At 56.0% G+C, this 16,053-nt stretch carries 20 protein-coding genes; 8 read left to right on the forward strand and 12 right to left on the reverse strand.

What is annotated here, in order from left to right:
• Both mdtG and JO226_RS14275 read right to left on the reverse strand, forming a co-directional pair.
• Positions 1–1,098 (reverse strand): multidrug efflux MFS transporter MdtG (gene mdtG, locus JO226_RS14270; RefSeq protein WP_293600579.1); only part of this gene is annotated, 1,098 nt, incomplete at its 3' end.
• Positions 1,099–1,251: 153 nt separating this feature from the next.
• Positions 1,252–2,172, reverse strand: a complete 921-nt coding sequence (locus tag JO226_RS14275; RefSeq protein ID WP_293600581.1) for a Kdo(2)-lipid IV(A) acyltransferase — start codon at positions 2,170–2,172, stop codon at positions 1,252–1,254.
• A gap of 220 nt (positions 2,173–2,392) precedes the next feature.
• Here JO226_RS14275 and JO226_RS14280 point away from each other — a divergent pair, with 220 nt between their 5' ends.
• A complete protein-coding gene (locus tag JO226_RS14280) occupies positions 2,393–3,442 on the forward strand; it encodes a rhodanese-related sulfurtransferase (RefSeq protein ID WP_293600583.1) in 1,050 nt (349 codons plus the stop codon).
• A gap of 13 nt (positions 3,443–3,455) precedes the next feature.
• On the opposite strand, the gene JO226_RS14285 is transcribed toward JO226_RS14280, so the two are convergent.
• The 7 genes from JO226_RS14285 to mdtH form a co-directional block, all read right to left on the reverse strand.
• Complete coding sequence (locus tag JO226_RS14285; protein WP_293600585.1) at positions 3,456–3,569, reverse strand: DUF2770 family protein; 114 nt, start codon at positions 3,567–3,569, stop codon at positions 3,456–3,458.
• A gap of 58 nt (positions 3,570–3,627) precedes the next feature.
• Positions 3,628–4,746 carry an N-methyl-L-tryptophan oxidase gene (solA, locus tag JO226_RS14290; RefSeq protein WP_293600587.1) on the reverse strand — a complete coding sequence of 373 codons (1,119 nt, stop codon included), beginning with the start codon at positions 4,744–4,746 and terminating at the stop codon, positions 3,628–3,630.
• 118 nt (positions 4,747–4,864) lie between these two features.
• On the reverse strand, positions 4,865–5,119 hold the full coding sequence (gene bssS / locus JO226_RS14295; RefSeq protein WP_013366712.1) for a biofilm formation regulator BssS: 255 nt from the start codon (positions 5,117–5,119) through the stop codon (positions 4,865–4,867).
• A 284-nt stretch (positions 5,120–5,403) separates the two neighbouring features.
• A complete protein-coding gene (dinI, locus tag JO226_RS14300; RefSeq protein ID WP_293600590.1) occupies positions 5,404–5,649 on the reverse strand; it encodes a DNA damage-inducible protein I in 246 nt (81 codons plus the stop codon).
• A 76-nt stretch (positions 5,650–5,725) separates the two neighbouring features.
• Complete coding sequence (gene pyrC / locus JO226_RS14305) at positions 5,726–6,772, reverse strand: dihydroorotase (protein ID WP_293600592.1); 1,047 nt, start codon at positions 6,770–6,772, stop codon at positions 5,726–5,728.
• 116 nt (positions 6,773–6,888) lie between these two features.
• Positions 6,889–7,449, reverse strand: coding sequence for a lipoprotein (locus tag JO226_RS14310; RefSeq protein WP_293600594.1), 561 nt, complete (start codon positions 7,447–7,449; stop codon positions 6,889–6,891).
• 141 nt (positions 7,450–7,590) lie between these two features.
• On the reverse strand, positions 7,591–8,799 hold the full coding sequence (gene mdtH, locus JO226_RS14315; RefSeq protein WP_293600596.1) for a multidrug efflux MFS transporter MdtH: 1,209 nt from the start codon (positions 8,797–8,799) through the stop codon (positions 7,591–7,593).
• A 230-nt stretch (positions 8,800–9,029) separates the two neighbouring features.
• On the opposite strand from mdtH, the gene rimJ reads away from it, so the two are divergent.
• The 4 genes from rimJ to murJ all read left to right on the forward strand — a co-directional run bounded on the left by rimJ (position 9,030) and on the right by murJ (position 12,850).
• Complete coding sequence (rimJ, locus tag JO226_RS14320) at positions 9,030–9,614, forward strand: ribosomal protein S5-alanine N-acetyltransferase (RefSeq protein WP_293600598.1); 585 nt, start codon at positions 9,030–9,032, stop codon at positions 9,612–9,614.
• Between the two features lie 9 nt (positions 9,615–9,623).
• Complete coding sequence (locus JO226_RS14325; RefSeq protein WP_293600600.1) at positions 9,624–10,274, forward strand: YceH family protein; 651 nt, start codon at positions 9,624–9,626, stop codon at positions 10,272–10,274.
• A 2-nt stretch (positions 10,275–10,276) separates the two neighbouring features.
• Positions 10,277–11,203, forward strand: coding sequence for a Gfo/Idh/MocA family oxidoreductase (locus JO226_RS14330; protein WP_293600602.1), 927 nt, complete (start codon positions 10,277–10,279; stop codon positions 11,201–11,203).
• A gap of 111 nt (positions 11,204–11,314) precedes the next feature.
• Entirely contained in the window at positions 11,315–12,850 is a 1,536-nt protein-coding gene (murJ, locus tag JO226_RS14335) for a murein biosynthesis integral membrane protein MurJ (protein ID WP_293600604.1), read from the forward strand.
• A gap of 42 nt (positions 12,851–12,892) precedes the next feature.
• Here murJ and flgN read toward each other — a convergent pair whose 3' ends face one another.
• The 3 genes from flgN to flgA form a co-directional block, all read right to left on the reverse strand.
• The gene (gene flgN / locus JO226_RS14340) at positions 12,893–13,315 is read right to left on the reverse strand and encodes a flagella biosynthesis chaperone FlgN (protein WP_293600606.1); all 423 of its coding nucleotides are present in this window, start codon (positions 13,313–13,315) and stop codon (positions 12,893–12,895) included.
• 5 nt (positions 13,316–13,320) lie between these two features.
• A complete protein-coding gene (gene flgM, locus JO226_RS14345; protein ID WP_293600607.1) occupies positions 13,321–13,614 on the reverse strand; it encodes a flagellar biosynthesis anti-sigma factor FlgM in 294 nt (97 codons plus the stop codon).
• A 93-nt stretch (positions 13,615–13,707) separates the two neighbouring features.
• Positions 13,708–14,367: a flagellar basal body P-ring formation chaperone FlgA gene (gene flgA, locus JO226_RS14350; RefSeq protein ID WP_293600609.1), complete on the reverse strand. Its 660-nt coding sequence runs from the start codon at positions 14,365–14,367 to the stop codon at positions 13,708–13,710.
• 156 nt (positions 14,368–14,523) lie between these two features.
• Here flgA and flgB point away from each other — a divergent pair, with 156 nt between their 5' ends.
• From flgB to flgD, 3 genes are read left to right on the forward strand one after another with little or no spacing between them, the layout of a single operon-like run.
• A complete protein-coding gene (gene flgB, locus JO226_RS14355) occupies positions 14,524–14,940 on the forward strand; it encodes a flagellar basal body rod protein FlgB (RefSeq protein WP_293600611.1) in 417 nt (138 codons plus the stop codon).
• A 3-nt stretch (positions 14,941–14,943) separates the two neighbouring features.
• Complete coding sequence (gene flgC / locus JO226_RS14360) at positions 14,944–15,348, forward strand: flagellar basal body rod protein FlgC (protein ID WP_293600613.1); 405 nt, start codon at positions 14,944–14,946, stop codon at positions 15,346–15,348.
• 11 nt (positions 15,349–15,359) lie between these two features.
• Positions 15,360–16,049, forward strand: coding sequence for a flagellar hook assembly protein FlgD (flgD, locus tag JO226_RS14365; protein ID WP_293600615.1), 690 nt, complete (start codon positions 15,360–15,362; stop codon positions 16,047–16,049).
• Positions 16,050–16,053 lie beyond the last annotated feature (4 nt).

The raw sequence follows: 16,053 nt of genomic DNA on the forward strand, positions 1-16,053 counted from the left end.
AGCGCCGATAAGCGGGCCGGTTACGTTGCCGATATCGCGAAACGACTGGTTGTAACTGAACACGCGGCCCGCTATCTGATTCGTGGCGTTATACACCAGTAGCGTCTGCACGGCGGGGAGCAGGGCGCCATCGGCGGCACCCAGCAGAAAACGCAGCAGGCCAAGCTGCCAGGGCGTCTGAACGAAGGACATCGGGATGAGCAGCAGCACCGATACGATAAGCGCCGTAATCAGGATCTTTTCCGGCCCGATGCGGTCGCCGAGTTTCCCCAGGCGCGGGGCGCTTATCAGCGCGGCGACGCCGGGGACGGAGGCGATCATGCCGCTGATAAAGGCGATATCTGTGACATTCCCCGCCAGATCGCGCACGTACAGCGTGAGTATCGGCGCGATAGAGCCGGTCGCGACTTGAATAATCAGCGTGGTGACAAACAGACTCAGTACCAGTTTGGGGCTTTTAAGCGAGGCAATTACCTCTCTGGCGCGCAGCATCTCTTTTTTCGCCACCGGTTGGAATTGCTCGCGGATAAATAACAGCGTCAACAGAAAGCAGAGGAAGAGTACGCTGGCGGTCATAAAGAACACCGGACGCAGGCCATAGTTATCGGCCAGGAAGCCGCCGACGAGCGGGCCGAGCAGGGCGCCGCTGACCGCGCCGGTCGATAGCGTACCCAATGCCCAACCGCTCTTGTGACGCGGGATTTGGGTCGCGATAAGCGCGTTGGCGTTAGGAATAAAGCCGCCAAGCAGCCCCAACAGCGCCCGCAAAATAAGGAACTGCCAGATGTTCTGCGCCAGCCCCATCAGCACCATGACAATGGCCATACCTAACGCAGAGCGCAGCAGCATAATTTTGCGGCCTTTGCGATCCGCCAGCCCGCCCCAGAAGGGCGATGCGATGGCGGAAAACAAAAACGTAATGCTGAACACCAGCCCTGACCACATATTGAGCGCGCTGTGCCCCGTTACCCCCAGGCTTTCGACGTACAGGGGCAGAAAGGGCATGACCAGGCTGAATGCGGCGCCAGTTAAAAAGCAGCCGATCCAGGTAATCGTGAGATTACGTTTCCAGTTTATGGGCGCATCAGAGGAGAGCATAAGGTTCCGGGCTGTGATTCTGCATAAAAAAACAGGTATTAAGCCTGCTAATTATGCGCCAGCGAAATGGTTACTGCAATGACGCATAGCCCGAAATGTCAAATAGTGAACCTGAGTTTCAAAAAAATGCCCCTCAGGGAAGGGGCCGTAGATTCAGTAGCGGGAAGGGACGCCTTCGGGGGTCGTTTTGAAGCGACGATGTAGCCACATGTATTGTTCCGGCGCCATCAGAATGCATTTTTCAACGATCTTATTCATCCACGCGGCGGTGGCTTCCGCGCTCTCAAGCGGGGGATTATCTTCCGGCGGCAGTACGATCAGGTCGTACCCCTGACCATCAGGTTTGCGGCGCGGCACGAAAGGCACAACATGCGCTTTCGACATTTTTTCCAGCATCCAGGTGCCGGAGGTTGTCGCGGCCTGTTCCACGGCAAAGAAGGGGACAAATACGCTATTGCGCGGGCCGTAGTCGTGGTCCGGGGCATACCAGATAATGTCGCCGCTTTTCAGCGCCCGAATCATCCCTTTCAGGTCTTTTCGGTCGAGCATGGTTTTGTTGGAGCGTAAACGTCCCCAGGTCTGAAGCCAGTCCAGCAGTGGGTTATCGTTGGGGCGGTAGACGCCGATACCGGGGGTCGACATGCCAAAAATCCGCGCGCCCAGCTCCAGCGTGAGAAAATGAACGCCGATAAGCAGGATCCCCTGCTTTTGTTCCAGTAGCGCTTTTACTGGCTCAATCCCCTGCGTTCGCGACCATTGAGCGACCCGACGATTTGACCAGAACCACGCCATACCGGTTTCCATCAGGCCCATGCCGACGGATTCAAAGTTTTTCACCACCATTTCATGACGCTGTGTTTCGCTCATCTGCGGAAAACACAGTTCAAGGTTGCGGTAAGCGATGGTTGCGCGTCGCCTCATCAGACGCAGTGACAGACGCCCAAGCCCGGTACCGAGCCGATAGATAACCGAATAGGGGAGTTGAACAATAAGCCATAATGCGCCAATCCCCAACCACGTCAGCCAGTGACGCGGATGCAACAGGGCGGCAGAAAATTTTGGTAAATGGGTCATCTCATTCCTGTTAATTCAAGTAATTGTTTTTATTGTCGCACTTTTTTTTCGTCAGCCCAAATGCACCCACGAAAAGTGACTGAATTCGCAGCAAATGTTGATTTTACCTGTTTTGGATGAGTGAAATGTAGCGCAAAAAGTGTGGATGTAAATATGCAACACTTGCTATATCATGCCGCCCGTTTACCCCACTCAGTGAAGATTGCAGGAATCAGACACCATGCCAGTGTTGCATAACCGAATCTCGAATGAGCAATTGAAAGCGCAACTGATGGCTGAAAGCGAGCCGCGCACGACTATCTCATTCTATAAGTATTTCACCATCGTTGACCCGAAGGCCACCCGCGACGCGCTGTACCAGGGGTTTTCCCCGCTCTCGGTGTTTGGCCGCGTATACCTCGCCCATGAGGGTATTAACGCGCAAATCAGCGTGCCGCAAAGCCTTGTTGGGGCATTTCGCGAGTTTCTCTACGGCTTTGATCCTGCGCTGAACAATCTGCGCCTTAATATTGCGCTGGATGATGACGGGAAATCCTTCTGGGTACTGCGCATGAAGGTCCGTGACCGGATTGTCGCGGACGGTATCGACGATCCGACCTTTGATGCCAGCAACGTTGGCGAATATCTCAAAGCGGCGGACGTAAACGCGATGCTGGACGACCCGGATGCGGTATTTATCGATATGCGTAACCACTACGAGTACGAAGTGGGGCATTTTGAAAATGCGCTGGAGATCCCCGCAGATACATTTCGCGATCAGTTGCCGAAAGCCGTCGAGATGATGGAAGCGCACAAAGACAAGAAAATTGTCATGTACTGCACCGGCGGTATTCGTTGTGAAAAAGCCAGCGCCTGGATGAAGCATAAAGGCTTTAATAAGGTCTGGCATATTGAGGGCGGTATTATCGAATATGCCCGCCGGGCCCGTGAGCAGGGGCTGCCTGTGCGCTTTATTGGTAAAAACTTTGTGTTTGATGAGCGCATGGGCGAGCGGATCTCTGATGATGTGATTGCCCACTGCCACCAGTGTGGTACGCCGTGCGATACCCATACCAACTGCAAAAATGACGGTTGCCATCTGCTGTTCATCCAGTGCCCGGCTTGTGCCGAAAAGTACCAGGGCTGCTGTAGCGAACTGTGCCAGGAAGAGAGCGCGTTGCCGGAAGAGGAGCAGCGTCGTCGTCGCGCCGGGCGTGAAAATGGCAACAAGATTTTTAATAAATCTCGCGGCCGCCTGAATACCCAGCTTGGGATCCCCGACTCGGAATAAGCGTCGGAGACGTTCAGAGGAAGAAGATGTAGATGAGGTCGATCACCGCCAGCAGGAGCCACAGTGCCAGATACAGCATGAAGTGTTCCCGGATGTTGTTGATCAAATAAAAAAAGATACGTCGCATTGCGTTCTCGTTAATCTGAAACCCGGTCCCTGTCAGGGCGCCGGGTTTTTTATCGTCTTTACTCCTGAAACCGCGTCAGGCTAAACGGGGACAGGTCAAAGGCAGATGCTTTACCGAGGGCGAAATCGACAGCGATTTCGCCCAGCACTGGCGCGAACTTAAAACCGTGGCCGCTGAGCCCGGTAATCACCAGCGTCTGCGGATGCGTCGGCAGGGTATCGATAATAAAATCCTCATCGGGCGAATTATCATACGTGCAGGACGCGCCGTGCAGGCAGCCGCCAATTCCCGGCAGCACGTTGCGCAGGAAGCTAAACGCTTCAGAACCATCCGTTGCTACCGCACCGAACGGTTTGCGCTCCTCAGGGGAGTGGATGAGCTGCCCGCCGTTATGTTTGCCTATTTTGAGCTCGTTATCATCGGCCGGGAAACCATAATAATGGTCGCCGTTGGGCATTTCGCCAGTGAATGCCGGGAAATGGTTCTTGCGGCTGTAGCGACCGTCGGCCTGAAACCACGCAAAGACTTTGCGCACGGGCTGAACCGGCAGGTCTGGCAGCAGTTTTGTCACCCAGGTGCCCGCGCTGACCAACAGTTTCGCGCCGCGATAGTCGCCATCCGCTGTTTCGAGGGTGACACCGTCTGCGTCGTGATGAATGGCGGAAACCGGGCAGTTGAAGAGCTGGGCGCAGCCTGCATCTTTTGCCAGGCGTATCCAGGTTTTAATCGCCAGTTCGCTTTTTAAGACCCCGGAAGCGGGTTCAAACAGTCCCTGATAGTCCTCTGGAACGCAGATCTCCGGCCAGCGTGACATGATGGCTTGCGCATCCAGCGCTTCAATCTCCAGACCAAACTGCGCTGCGCTGTGGGCCACGTTGGCGAGGAAGGGGGAAGCGGCGGGACCGAAATTGATGACGCCGCTGCGTTCGAATATCTCTTCGCCGCTCAGGGCCGCCAGCTCATCCCACAACGTCTGGGCGCGAAGCACCAGCGGCACATACTTTTCGCCTTCACCATAGGCGTGGCGCATCAGGCGGGTATCACCGTGATGGCTGCCGTCGCTATGCGGCGGCATATGTGCGTCCGTCATCAGTACCGACAGTCCGGCGCGCGCGGCATAGTAACCGGCAGCAGCACCGACTGAACCGCTGCCAAGGATAATCAGGTCATATTTCATGGGATCTCTCTGGGCTTCTTCTTTGCTATGCAGAGTAATTAATCCGTCAGGGCGTGACAAGGAACAAATAATAAAGGCACCCGGTGGGTGCCTGTAGGTTGAATATTAAGCATTATTCTTAATGCCTGCGATACTCTTCTTCCTGGTAGTCGCCAGATTCAATTTTGGCGATGCCCGCTTCTAAAATAGAAATAAACTGGCGGGCGACGTCAGTCGTTAACCATAACGTCTGACCTATCTCGGCTTCGTTGTTGCTTGTCTGAGTGGGGTTCTGGTAGTGCAAACGCAGCATCAGCGCATCATAACTATCAACAGTGCTGATGTCCCATCCTACGAGGGGGTGGGTCTGGATGACTTCATTATTCTTTTCCATCATAACCCCTTATATACGTGTTAAAAGACAACGGTTCTCGAGGTTTAATGCATGTTTTAGTGAAGCACGTTAATTATATCAACACTTAAGAACATATTCGAATTTTTAAATGCCTTGCAACATCTTTTTCAAAGAATATTGTCCTTTTGGACAATAAACCAGCAAATCGTTTGTCATTTCTAAACGATGTGGTTAACGGATAAAGAAGTGGTTAAAAATAGTACAGGTGAAATGAAAAAAGCCGGGGCGACCCGGCAAAAAGTAACACAATGAGGGAGCAACATTTAATCCGTGATAAACCAGTCATCAGCGCTTTCCCAGGTTTCCTGGAGGATTTCGCTGATACGGTCTTTATCCTCTTTTGCGCCGCCGATAACCGACAGATTGTTGGCGGACGCGTAGCGTACCGAGACCTGGCCATCCTGTTCCGGGAAGTGGTTGTGAATGCGGCGGGAAAGTTCGTTCGCCAGCGCGTCAATCGCGCCAGCAGGTAACGCTGTGGTCCTGGCAATAGTGACTTCAATACGCATAGTTTGCCCCCTGTTAAATATACTGGATATTTATACAGTTAAATTTGTCGACTGACAACAGGGGGCAACGGTTTTTTTAGCGTTTTACGCTCCAGCGTACGGTTTCACCGGCCAGGAACGGAATCAGCGTGTCGTCGGTCAGCGCGATACTCTCCACCACCTGACTCTCTTTTCGTTCCAGTTCAACCCAGCCGTCGTTGACCGGCAGGTTGTAAAAGCGCGGGCCGTTAAGCGAGCAAAACGCTTCGAAGTGCTCAAGGGCGTTCATTTCCTCAAACACGGTGGCATAGCTGCCGAGCGCGGTCGGGGCGTTAAAGCAGCCGGCGCAGCCGCAGCTGGCTTCTTTACGGTGGCGGGCGTGCGGCGCGGAATCTGTACCGAGGAACGCGCGCTCAAAACCACTGGCCACGAGTTCACGCAGCGCCTGCTGGTGCACATTGCGTTTCAGAATCGGCAGGCAGTAAAGGTGGGGGCGTATGCCGCCGACCAGCATATGGTTGCGGTTGAACATCAGGTGTTGAGGGGTTATGGTGGCCGCAAGACGTTCATTACCGTCGCGGACATACTCAGCCGCATCTTTGGTGGTGATGTGCTCAAACACGACTTTTAGCTCCGGGAGACGCTTACGCATTGGCTCCATGACGCTGTCGATAAAACGCGCTTCCCGGTCGAAAATGTCGATCTCCGGGTGGGTAACTTCGCCGTGCACCAGCAGCGGCATTCCCAGTTTTTCCATGCGCTCAAGCACTGGCATAATGGCGTCAATGCTGGTCACGCCGTGGCTGGAGTTGGTGGTGGCGTTGGCCGGATAGAGCTTAGCGGCGGTAAAGACGCCCTCGCGGAAACCGCGCTCCAGCTCGTCAGGGTTCAGCGTATCGGTCAGGTAACAGGTCATCAGCGGCGTGAAGTCGTGGCCCTGCGGCACGGCGTCAAGAATACGCTGACGGTAGGCAATCGCGGCATCAACCGTTGTGACCGGCGGCACCAGATTCGGCATCACAATCGCCCGACCATACAGCTCACTGGTATAGGGCACGACGGTTTTCAGCATATCGCCATCACGCAGATGGATATGCCAGTCGTCGGGGCGGCGGATTTTCAGTACCTGGGATTGTGCTGTCATTGGAAGGCTCCGGCTGGTTGAGAAAGGCTGTTTTTTGCCGGGCACTAAGGATAAGCGGAAACGTTTTCCTTTGCATCCTTTTCCGTAAAAAAACGGGCGCTTTCGCGCCCGTCATCTCAATTGGTCAGAGGAATAACGATTTCCCCGGGTTTCACTTCGATACCTTTGGCGAATTTCTTCGCCAGCGCTTCGCCTTTGCTGGCGTCTTCGCGCAGAATGTAGGCTGGCTGCTGGTTGAAATAGTTACGCAGCGACTGGTTCAGGTAAGGCAGCAGAGTTTGCACCACCGACTGCATTTTCTCAGGCTGTACTTTCGCGTCAACCACCTCCATCTCCTGCAGGAATATGGCGCCTTTTTCTTTATTGAACACCGGCAGCGCTTTCAGCTTCAGGTCGATAGTGGCTTTCTGGCTGCCGAACAGCGAGTTCATGTCCAGATTCGCCTGGCCTGTCAGCGTGACCTTATTCGGCTCCTCGCGACCAATCGCGCTGGAGAGGTTGGTCAACACAATGTGGGCATCGGCAACGCCCGGCAGGCCAATATCTTTCGCGAAGTTATTGTGCTTTTGCAGCGCCTGGTTGATCTCCTGCTCGCTGATGGAGTACTGGGTAAGCTGGTTGCAACCAACCAGCAGGCTGCTCACCATCAGCGCGGCAGCAAATAAAATCTTGTTCATGGGGTTCCTTAACATGATGCCAGGACCTCATCCTGACATAAAGCAACATGCCCTGTCAGCACATTGCGTGCCAGCAGAATAAACTGAATTTGCCAAACCCGGCGGTTGATGCCGTCGAGTCTGGCGATATTTACCGCAACCTCAGAGGCGAGGCTCCAGCATGCGGGAGGCGGCGCGCTTTTGGCTAAACTGCCACCACAGTGCAAAAAAGGTGAGAACACCGATAATCGCCAGCATCGCCCATGGCAGTTCCGGCTGGCCCATCGCTTTTCCGGCGTCAAACAGCCAGCCGCCGCCTGCGTATCCGAGCGCGCCGCCGAAGGCCAGACCAAGACGGCTAAAGCCCATATAGCTGCCGCGCGCGCGGGCATCGGCCAACTGGGCGCTGAGAGTTTCGCGGGCTGGTTCGGCGATGATGGAGCCGATGTAGAAGGTGCAGATGAGCGTAAACAGCTGCGACAGATTGCTGGTGAGGCCAATCGGCAGCATCGACACGGTCATCACCAGCAAACCGGCCATCAGGCGGTGCTCAAGACGAAAGCGTTTTTCGCTCCAGCGGGCGATAGGGTAAAGCAGGGTGAGCGACAGCGCGGCCTCGATGGCGTACATCCATTTCACCGCCGCCGGAGAGCCCGCGATATCGTTGACCATGATCGGCAGCATCAGCATCACCTGTACCGCCAGCATATAGTAGCCAGTCAGCGTCAGCACGTAGGTGACAAAGCGTTTATCGCGCAGCACCCGCGACAGACCTTCACGCACGGGAATTCTCACCGTAGAGAGTTTCCAGGCGGGCAGGTACCAGGCGTTAAACGCGGCGCAAAGAATGAACAGTATCGCCCCGGCGCTACAGACCAGACGAAAATCGTATTGCAGCAACCAACTGCCGAGCAGGGCGCCAATCACGGCGCCTGCGCTGTCCTGCATCATCAGGATGGAGAAGAAGCGCCCGCGCTGGTGGGGGCGCACAAGTTTTACGACCAGCGCCGCCCGCGGCGGATCAAACAGCGTTCCGCCAAGCCCCGAGAGAAAACAGGAGAGCCAGAGTACCCAGGGGTCATGGGCGACGGCCATCGTGGCAAACCCTCCCGCGCGCATGAGCATGCCGGTCACAATCATCGGTTTGGCGCCGAAGCGGTCAGCTATCGCGCCGCCAAAAATGCCCAAACCTTGTTGAACGAGCTGTCGCAGCCCGAGCGCAATGCCCACCATTAATGCCGCCCAGCCCATCTGATCGACAAAGCGGATTGAGATAAGCGGAAAGACGACAAAAAAGCCGAGCACGACCAGCATGTTATCGACTAAAAGAAAATATTTACCCAGGCTCCTGGCCTGCGATACGCGGGACATTTCCCCTCCAGGGAAATAAAAAGGTGTGAACATTCATTCTACTGCCTGAATGGCGCTTTTCCTGACGGCCGTGCGACAATATTTTTTTATCAAAAGATAACTTTGATAGAGTGTATTTATCGAAAAACAGAACTGACGCAGAAAAACGTATGTTGCTGTTTTCACAGAGCGGTAACGGACAGGTATAGTAGAGATAACCGCGGTCATCGTAGGCTATAGGAGTGGGGAAGATGTTTGGCTATCACAGTAACGTGCCGAAAGTACGCTTGACGACAGACCGTCTGGTGGTGCGCCTGGTTCATGACCGTGACGCGTGGCGCCTTGCGGATTACTACGCCGAAAATAAAGCATTTTTAAAACCGTGGGAGCCGGTGCGCGACGACAGCCACTGCTATCCGTCAGGCTGGCAGGCCAGGCTTTCGATGATCAATGAGTTCCATAAGCAGGGATCGGCGTTTTATTTCGCGCTGCTCGACCTGGATGAGAAAGAGATAATTGGCGTGGCGAATTTCTCAAACGTCGTCAGAGGCTCTTTTCATGCCTGTTACCTTGGCTACTCGCTGGGTGAAAAATGGCAGGGGCAGGGGATGATGTTCGAAGCGCTGACGTCGGCCATTCGCTATATGCAGCGTTCACAGCATATTCATCGAATTATGGCAAACTACATGCCTCATAATCAGCGCAGCGGCGATCTGCTCGCCCGGCTGGGGTTTGAAAAAGAAGGCTATGCCAAAGATTACCTGCTTATTGATGGACAATGGCGGGATCATGTATTGACGGCGCTGACCACCCGCGAGTGGACGGCAGGTCGCTAAGGAGACTCCATGAAATATCAGCTCACTGCGCATGAAGCACGCATCATCGGATGCCTGCTGGAAAAACAGGTGACGACCCCGGAACAGTACCCGCTATCGGTGAATGCCTGCGTCACCGCCTGCAACCAAAAAACCAACCGTGAACCGGTGCTGTCATTAAGCGAGAGCGAGGTTCAGGATGTGCTGGACGAACTGGTCAAACGCCACTATCTGCGCACCGTGAGCGGTTTTGGCAACCGGGTGACCAAATACGAGCAGCGTTTTTGCAATTCCGAGTTCGGCAACCTCAAATTCTCGTCAGCGGAGGTCGCGCTGGTGACGACGCTGCTGCTGCGCGGCGCACAGACGCCGGGCGAGCTTCGTAGCCGCGCCCAGCGCATGCATGAATTCGCCGATATGACCGAGGTGGAAACGACGCTGGAACGTCTTGCCAGCCGTGAAGACGGCCCGTTTGTCGTCCGCCTGGCGCGTGAGCCTGGCAAACGCGAGAGCCGCTATATGCATCTGTTCAGCGGCGAGGATATGGATGCTATTGCGGACTCGACTGACGCGTTGGCCTCCCCGTCAGATTCGCTGACCGCCCGCGTCGAGGCGCTGGAAGACGAGGTCGCCGAACTTAAGCAGCGTCTGGACTCCTTACTTGCGCATCTGGGAGACTGACCATGGCCGCGAAGCTGAAAGTGGGCGTGGTCGGGCTTGGCGGTATTGCGCAAAAAGCCTGGCTGCCGGTGCTTGGCGCCGCCAGCGACTGGACGCTGCAGGCGGCATGGTCCCCGGGAACGGAAAAAGCACAGCGGGTGTGTGAGACCTGGCGCATGCCGCTGGCCAATTCGTTAGTGCATCTGGCTGAGCAGTGCGACGCGGTGTTCGTTCACAGCTCTACGGCGTCCCATTTCGCGGTTGTGAGGGAACTGCTGAATGCCGGGGTTCACGTTTGCGTGGACAAACCGCTGGCGGAAAAGCTCAGCGACGCCGTCCGTCTGCTCGAACTGGCGGAAAAGAAAAAGCTGACCCTGATGGTCGGGTTTAACCGCCGTTTTGCGCCGTTATACCGTGAGCTTAAGACGAATCTTGGGGCATGCGCCTCTTTGCGGATGGATAAACACCGTACCGACAGCGTAGGGCCGCAGGATCTGCACTTTACGCTGCTCGACGACTATCTGCACGTGGTCGATACCGCGCTGTGGCTGGCGGGAGACCAGGGCAAACTGAGCGGCGGCACATTGCAAACCACGGAGCACGGCGAAATGCTGTACGCCGAACATCATTTCAGTCTGCCGCAGTTGCAGGTGACGACCAGCATGCACCGCCGCGCGGGAAGTCAGCGTGAATGGGTTCAGGCGGTGACCGACGGCGGGCTTATCGACATCACCGATATGCGCGACTGGCGGGAGGAACGCGGCGCCGGCGTCGTCAGCCGCCCGGTGCCCGGTTGGCAAAGCGTCCTCGAACAGCGTGGGTTCGCTGGTTGTGCGCGTCATTTCATTGAATGCGTGCAAAATCAGACAGTTCCGCAAACCAGCGGCGAACAGGCCATCATCGCGCAGCGGATTGTGGAGAGGCTCTGGCGTGAGGCGATGAGCGAGTAAGAGCCTGTAACATCTGACAGTAGTAATTACCTGCAATCCAGGTAGACTATCGCCACTTTCCTACGCCTGCTCTGCAGGCGTTTTGTTCCAGGGTTGTGGAATTACACTGCAATGAACCTATTAAAATCGCTGGCCGCCGTCAGCTCAATGACGATGTTTTCCCGTGTACTGGGATTTGCGCGTGACGCCATTGTGGCGCGCGTCTTTGGCGCGGGTATGGCGACGGATGCCTTTTTTGTCGCCTTTAAGCTGCCGAACCTGCTGCGCCGTATTTTTGCCGAAGGCGCCTTCTCGCAGGCGTTTGTGCCGATCCTTGCCGAATACAAAAGCAAACAGGGCGATGATGCGACCCGCGTATTTATTTCCTACGTCTCCGGCCTGCTGACGCTGGCGCTGGCGGTCGTGACGGTACTGGGCATGATCGCCGCCCCTTGGGTGATAACCATTACCGCGCCGGGGTTTGCCAATACCGCCGATAAGTTTGCCCTGACATCGCAGCTGCTGCGTATTACGTTTCCTTATATTTTGCTGATCTCTCTGGCCTCGCTGGTGGGGGCGATTCTCAATACCTGGAACCGCTTTTCGGTACCGGCGTTTGCGCCGACATTTCTGAACATCAGCATGATAGGTTTTGCGCTGTTCGCCGCGCCTTACTTTCATCCGCCGGTGCTGGCGCTGGCCTGGGCGGTGACCGTTGGCGGGGTGTTGCAGTTCATTTACCAACTGCCGCACCTGAAAAAAATCGGCATGCTGGTTTTACCGCGCGTGAATTTCAAGGATGCGGGCTCGATGCGGGTCGTAAAGCAGATGGGGCCAGCCATCCTTGGCGTCTCCGTCAGCCAGATCTCCCTCATCATTAATACTATCTTTGCGTCGTTTCTGGTCTCCGGGTCGGTATCGTGGATGTATTACGCCGATCGCCTGATGGAGTTTCCATCCGGCGTGCTGGGCGTGGCGCTCGGGACGATTCTGCTGCCGTCGCTGTCAAAGAGTTTCGCCAGCGGCAACCACGACGAATACTCCCGCCTGATGGACTGGGGCCTGCGCCTGTGCTTCCTGCTCGCGCTGCCGAGCGCGGTGGCGATCGGCATTCTGGCGAAACCGCTGACCGTCGCGCTGTTCCAGTACGGTAAATTTACCGCGTTCGACGCGGCGATGACCCAGCGCGCGCTGGTCGCCTATTCCGTCGGGCTGATGGGGCTTATCGTGGTGAAAGTGCTGGCGCCGGGCTTTTATTCCCGTCAGGACATTAAAACGCCGGTGAAGATTGCCATCGTCACCCTCATCGTGACCCAGTTGATGAACCTGGCGTTTATCGGCCCGCTGAAGCACGCTGGTCTGGCGCTGTCTATCGGTCTTGCGGCCTGTCTCAACGCCAGCCTGCTCTACTGGCAACTGCGCAAGAAGAACATCTTTACCCCGCAGCCAGGCTGGAAAACCTTTTTGCTACGCTTGATCGCCGCCGTGCTGGTGATGTCCGCCGCGCTGCTGGGCATGATGCACATCATGCCGGAATGGTCGCAGGGCACCATGCTGTATCGTATTATGCGCCTGATGGCGGTGGTGGTCGTGGGGATCGTCGCGTACTTCGCAACCTTGCTGGCGCTGGGCTTTAAAGTGAAGGAGTTTGCGCGGCGTACCGCGTAATTGAGGGTGGGGTGGGGGCGATAAAGACGCCCCGCCTGACCGTTAAACGGAGAACTTTTTCCCGCCGCGTGCGACGCTGGAGGTTTGACCGTTGCTGCCGTACAGCCCCGGTTCCTGGTGCGGCTTCAGCACGTCCAGCACCTGCTGGTTACGCGCAATTTGGCCTTCGAGCAACCAGCCGTTGTGTTTATTCAGATCGCGCAGATGCTGCGTTTTTTCCGTAATGTTTTGCCAACGCTCGCTGACGTCATCATTGGCGCAGCGCTGCGCTTCCTGCTCAATACGGCGCTGTTTTTCAAGATAATCCAGTGTCGCCAGCAACGAGCTTTTTTCTTCAGTAATACGTTGCAGCGCGCTTCCGTTTACGCTTCCTGTACAAAGCTGATGTTGCTCGGCATCCATCACCTCTTTCAGCGAGTTGAGGATGACTGTCATTTGATCCAGTATTTCTGACAGACGACTCATTTCTATTATTTACTCTGCAAATAGCTCTGTGTTTCCGCAATCAACGCGTCGGCGATTTTACCGGTATCCATTTTCAGCTCACCGTTGCGAATGGCTGTTTTTAACGCTTCTACGCGCTCTACATTGATATCGCTGGTGCGCGGCTGCATTAGCGCTGACTGCGCTTCGCTCAGCGTGACGCTGGTGCTTTTTGCCGATGCGGATTTGTCCAGCCGCGCTTTCTGGGCCTGCGCTTCGTTTGGTTCGCGCGGTTGAACGGCGTTCACGGGCTTCAAGGGCGATGTACGATCAATGCTCATTATCCAGTCCTCATCGAGGTTTCATGGCGTTGCTGCCTGCCATCATCATATGTTGATTATTTATCGGCAGGCGCCGCAAATTCTTTAAAAAGATTATAGGTTAATCAGAATATTCCCATCAGCATTGACCATTCCGCTGACAACCTGGCCTGACGGCATACGCACACGGGCGTTTTGCGTCACGGCGGCGTTGTTCAGCGCCTGGCCCTGGCTGTTCACGCTAAAACCGTCGCCGCTGGCAATCACCTGTACCCGCTGGCCAGCTTTAACGCGCCATGACTGACGCAGCATCGACAGCTGTACGGGCTGGCCCGGCGCCAGATCGCGCAGACTGACGGCATCCTGGGCCTGAGTCGGATCGAGCATGGTTTTCGGCGGTAGTTGGTCTAAGCGTCCGCGTTTTAAGGTCACGCTTTCGGCTTGCAGCGTTGTCCCGCGGGCAATCGCCTGGGCTGCGACGACATAGTTCCCGGTGGCTTCGACCACCACCTGAAGATAGCGTTTGTCCTTACCGCACTGCGCCAGCACATTGACGTTTCCCCACAAACGGCCAAAACCCGCCACGCTCAGGGCCGGTTGTTCGCACTGCGGCCACAAATTTTCCGCGGTACGGATTTTTACCACCACGTCGTCGCTAAACCCGTTCAGCCGCTGGGCGAAAAGGTCGGTCAGCTGTTGGCTTAAATCCTGCGCCATCGCGACCGGGCTTGAGAGCAGGAACAGGGCCGCAAGAGCGTGTTTGAGGTGTCGCATTGCCGACTCCAGTCTACCAGGAATAGCCGAATTCTACCCGCAGGCGCGAGACATCAACGGAATAAATAGCGACGCATTTTGTGTTTATTCCGGCGATGGCGCGCGCGTAATGCGAATTAAGCTGTCGGCTGACACTTTGCCAACAGCGGAGGAGACATGCTCGATAAACTCGACGCCGCGCTACGTTTTCAACAGGAAGCGTTGAACTTGCGCGCCCAGCGTCAGGAGATTTTGGCCGCGAACATTGCGAACGCGGATACCCCCGGGTATCAGGCGCGCGATATCGACTTTGCCAGTCAACTTAAACACGTCATGGATCGCGGACGTGCGGAAACCAGCGGCGTTTCCCTGGCGCTCACGTCAGAACGTCACATCCCAGCCCAGGCGATTTCCGCCCCTTCCGTTGACCTGCTGTACCGGGTTCCTGACCAGCCCTCGATGGATGGCAACACCGTCGATATGGACCGGGAACGTACTCAGTTTGCGGATAACAGCCTCCAGTACCAGACCGGGCTAACGGTTCTGGGGGGACAAATTAAGGGCATGATGAGTGTCCTGCAACAAGGGAACTAGTAAATGGCTTTGCTGAGCATTTTTGATGTTGCCGGGTCGGCGCTGACCGCACAGTCCAAACGACTGAACGTGGCGGCCAGTAACCTTGCGAACGCTGATAGCGTCACGGGTCCTGACGGACAGCCGTACCGCGCGAAACAGGTGGTGTTTCAGGTGGATGCGCCCATCGGCGCGGCAACCGGCGGCGTAAAAGTGGCCGATGTGGTGGAAAGCCAGGCGCCGGATAAGCTGGTTTACCAGCCCGGCAACCCTCTGGCGGACGCCAAAGGATATGTACGGATGCCTAACGTGGATGTGGTCGGTGAAATGGTTAACACCATGTCCGCTTCCCGCAGCTATCAGGCGAACGTTGAGGTTCTCAACACCGTCAAGAGCATGATGCTCAAAACGCTGACGCTCGGTCAGTAACGGAGGAAGCGATGTCTATAGCCGTTAATGTAAACGATCCGACGAATACCGGCGTCCAGAGCGCCAGCAGCAATTCGCTCACCGGCAGCAACGCCGCCGACCTGCAAAGCAGCTTTCTGACGCTGCTGGTGGCGCAGCTGAAAAACCAGGACCCGACCAACCCGATGCAGAACAACGAACTGACCTCGCAGCTTGCGCAGATCAGCACCGTGAGTGGTATCGAAAAACTCAACACCACGCTGGGCTCTATCTCCGGACAGATCGATAACGGCCAGTCGCTGCAGGCGACGTCGCTGATTGGTCATGGGGTAATGATCCCCGGCACCACCGTTCTGGCGGGCAAAAATACCGACGGGCAGGGCAGTACGACGCCGTTTGGCGTTGAGCTGCAACAGGCGGCGGATAAAGCGACGGCCACCATCACCGACAGCACCGGCAAGGTGGTGCGGACGCTGGATCTGGGCAACCTGAGCGCGGGCGTTCATACCTTCACCTGGGATGGTACCCTGACCGACGGCACCGTGGCGCCGGACGGCGCGTATAACGTCTCGATTGCCGCCAGCAACGGAACGACGCAACTGGTGGCGCAACCGCTGAAATTCGCGCTGGTACAGGGTGTGACCAAAGGCAGCAACGGCAACCTGCTGGATCTCGGCGCCTACGGAACCACCACGCTCGACGACGTTCGTCAGATTATTTAAGCCT

The sequence above is a fragment of the Pluralibacter sp. genome, assembly GCF_019237635.1.
GTDB lineage: Bacteria > Pseudomonadota > Gammaproteobacteria > Enterobacterales > Enterobacteriaceae > Enterobacter_B.

Coding starts and splice junctions, on each gene's coding strand:
- JO226_RS14275 (WP_293600581.1), bottom strand. CDS start 2,172: ATGACCCATTTACCAAAATTTTCTGCCGCCCTGTTGCATCCGCGTCAC.
- JO226_RS14280 (WP_293600583.1), top strand. CDS start 2,393: ATGCCAGTGTTGCATAACCGAATCTCGAATGAGCAATTGAAAGCGCAA.
- JO226_RS14285 (WP_293600585.1), bottom strand. CDS start 3,569: ATGCGACGTATCTTTTTTTATTTGATCAACAACATCCGGGAACACTTC.
- solA (WP_293600587.1), bottom strand. CDS start 4,746: ATGAAATATGACCTGATTATCCTTGGCAGCGGTTCAGTCGGTGCTGCT.
- bssS (WP_013366712.1), bottom strand. CDS start 5,119: ATGGAAAAGAATAATGAAGTCATCCAGACCCACCCCCTCGTAGGATGG.
- dinI (WP_293600590.1), bottom strand. CDS start 5,649: ATGCGTATTGAAGTCACTATTGCCAGGACCACAGCGTTACCTGCTGGC.
- pyrC (WP_293600592.1), bottom strand. CDS start 6,772: ATGACAGCACAATCCCAGGTACTGAAAATCCGCCGCCCCGACGACTGG.
- JO226_RS14310 (WP_293600594.1), bottom strand. CDS start 7,449: ATGAACAAGATTTTATTTGCTGCCGCGCTGATGGTGAGCAGCCTGCTG.
- mdtH (WP_293600596.1), bottom strand. CDS start 8,799: ATGTCCCGCGTATCGCAGGCCAGGAGCCTGGGTAAATATTTTCTTTTA.
- rimJ (WP_293600598.1), top strand. CDS start 9,030: ATGTTTGGCTATCACAGTAACGTGCCGAAAGTACGCTTGACGACAGAC.
- JO226_RS14325 (WP_293600600.1), top strand. CDS start 9,624: ATGAAATATCAGCTCACTGCGCATGAAGCACGCATCATCGGATGCCTG.
- JO226_RS14330 (WP_293600602.1), top strand. CDS start 10,277: ATGGCCGCGAAGCTGAAAGTGGGCGTGGTCGGGCTTGGCGGTATTGCG.
- murJ (WP_293600604.1), top strand. CDS start 11,315: ATGAACCTATTAAAATCGCTGGCCGCCGTCAGCTCAATGACGATGTTT.
- flgN (WP_293600606.1), bottom strand. CDS start 13,315: ATGAGTCGTCTGTCAGAAATACTGGATCAAATGACAGTCATCCTCAAC.
- flgM (WP_293600607.1), bottom strand. CDS start 13,614: ATGAGCATTGATCGTACATCGCCCTTGAAGCCCGTGAACGCCGTTCAA.
- flgA (WP_293600609.1), bottom strand. CDS start 14,367: ATGCGACACCTCAAACACGCTCTTGCGGCCCTGTTCCTGCTCTCAAGC.
- flgB (WP_293600611.1), top strand. CDS start 14,524: ATGCTCGATAAACTCGACGCCGCGCTACGTTTTCAACAGGAAGCGTTG.
- flgC (WP_293600613.1), top strand. CDS start 14,944: ATGGCTTTGCTGAGCATTTTTGATGTTGCCGGGTCGGCGCTGACCGCA.
- flgD (WP_293600615.1), top strand. CDS start 15,360: ATGTCTATAGCCGTTAATGTAAACGATCCGACGAATACCGGCGTCCAG.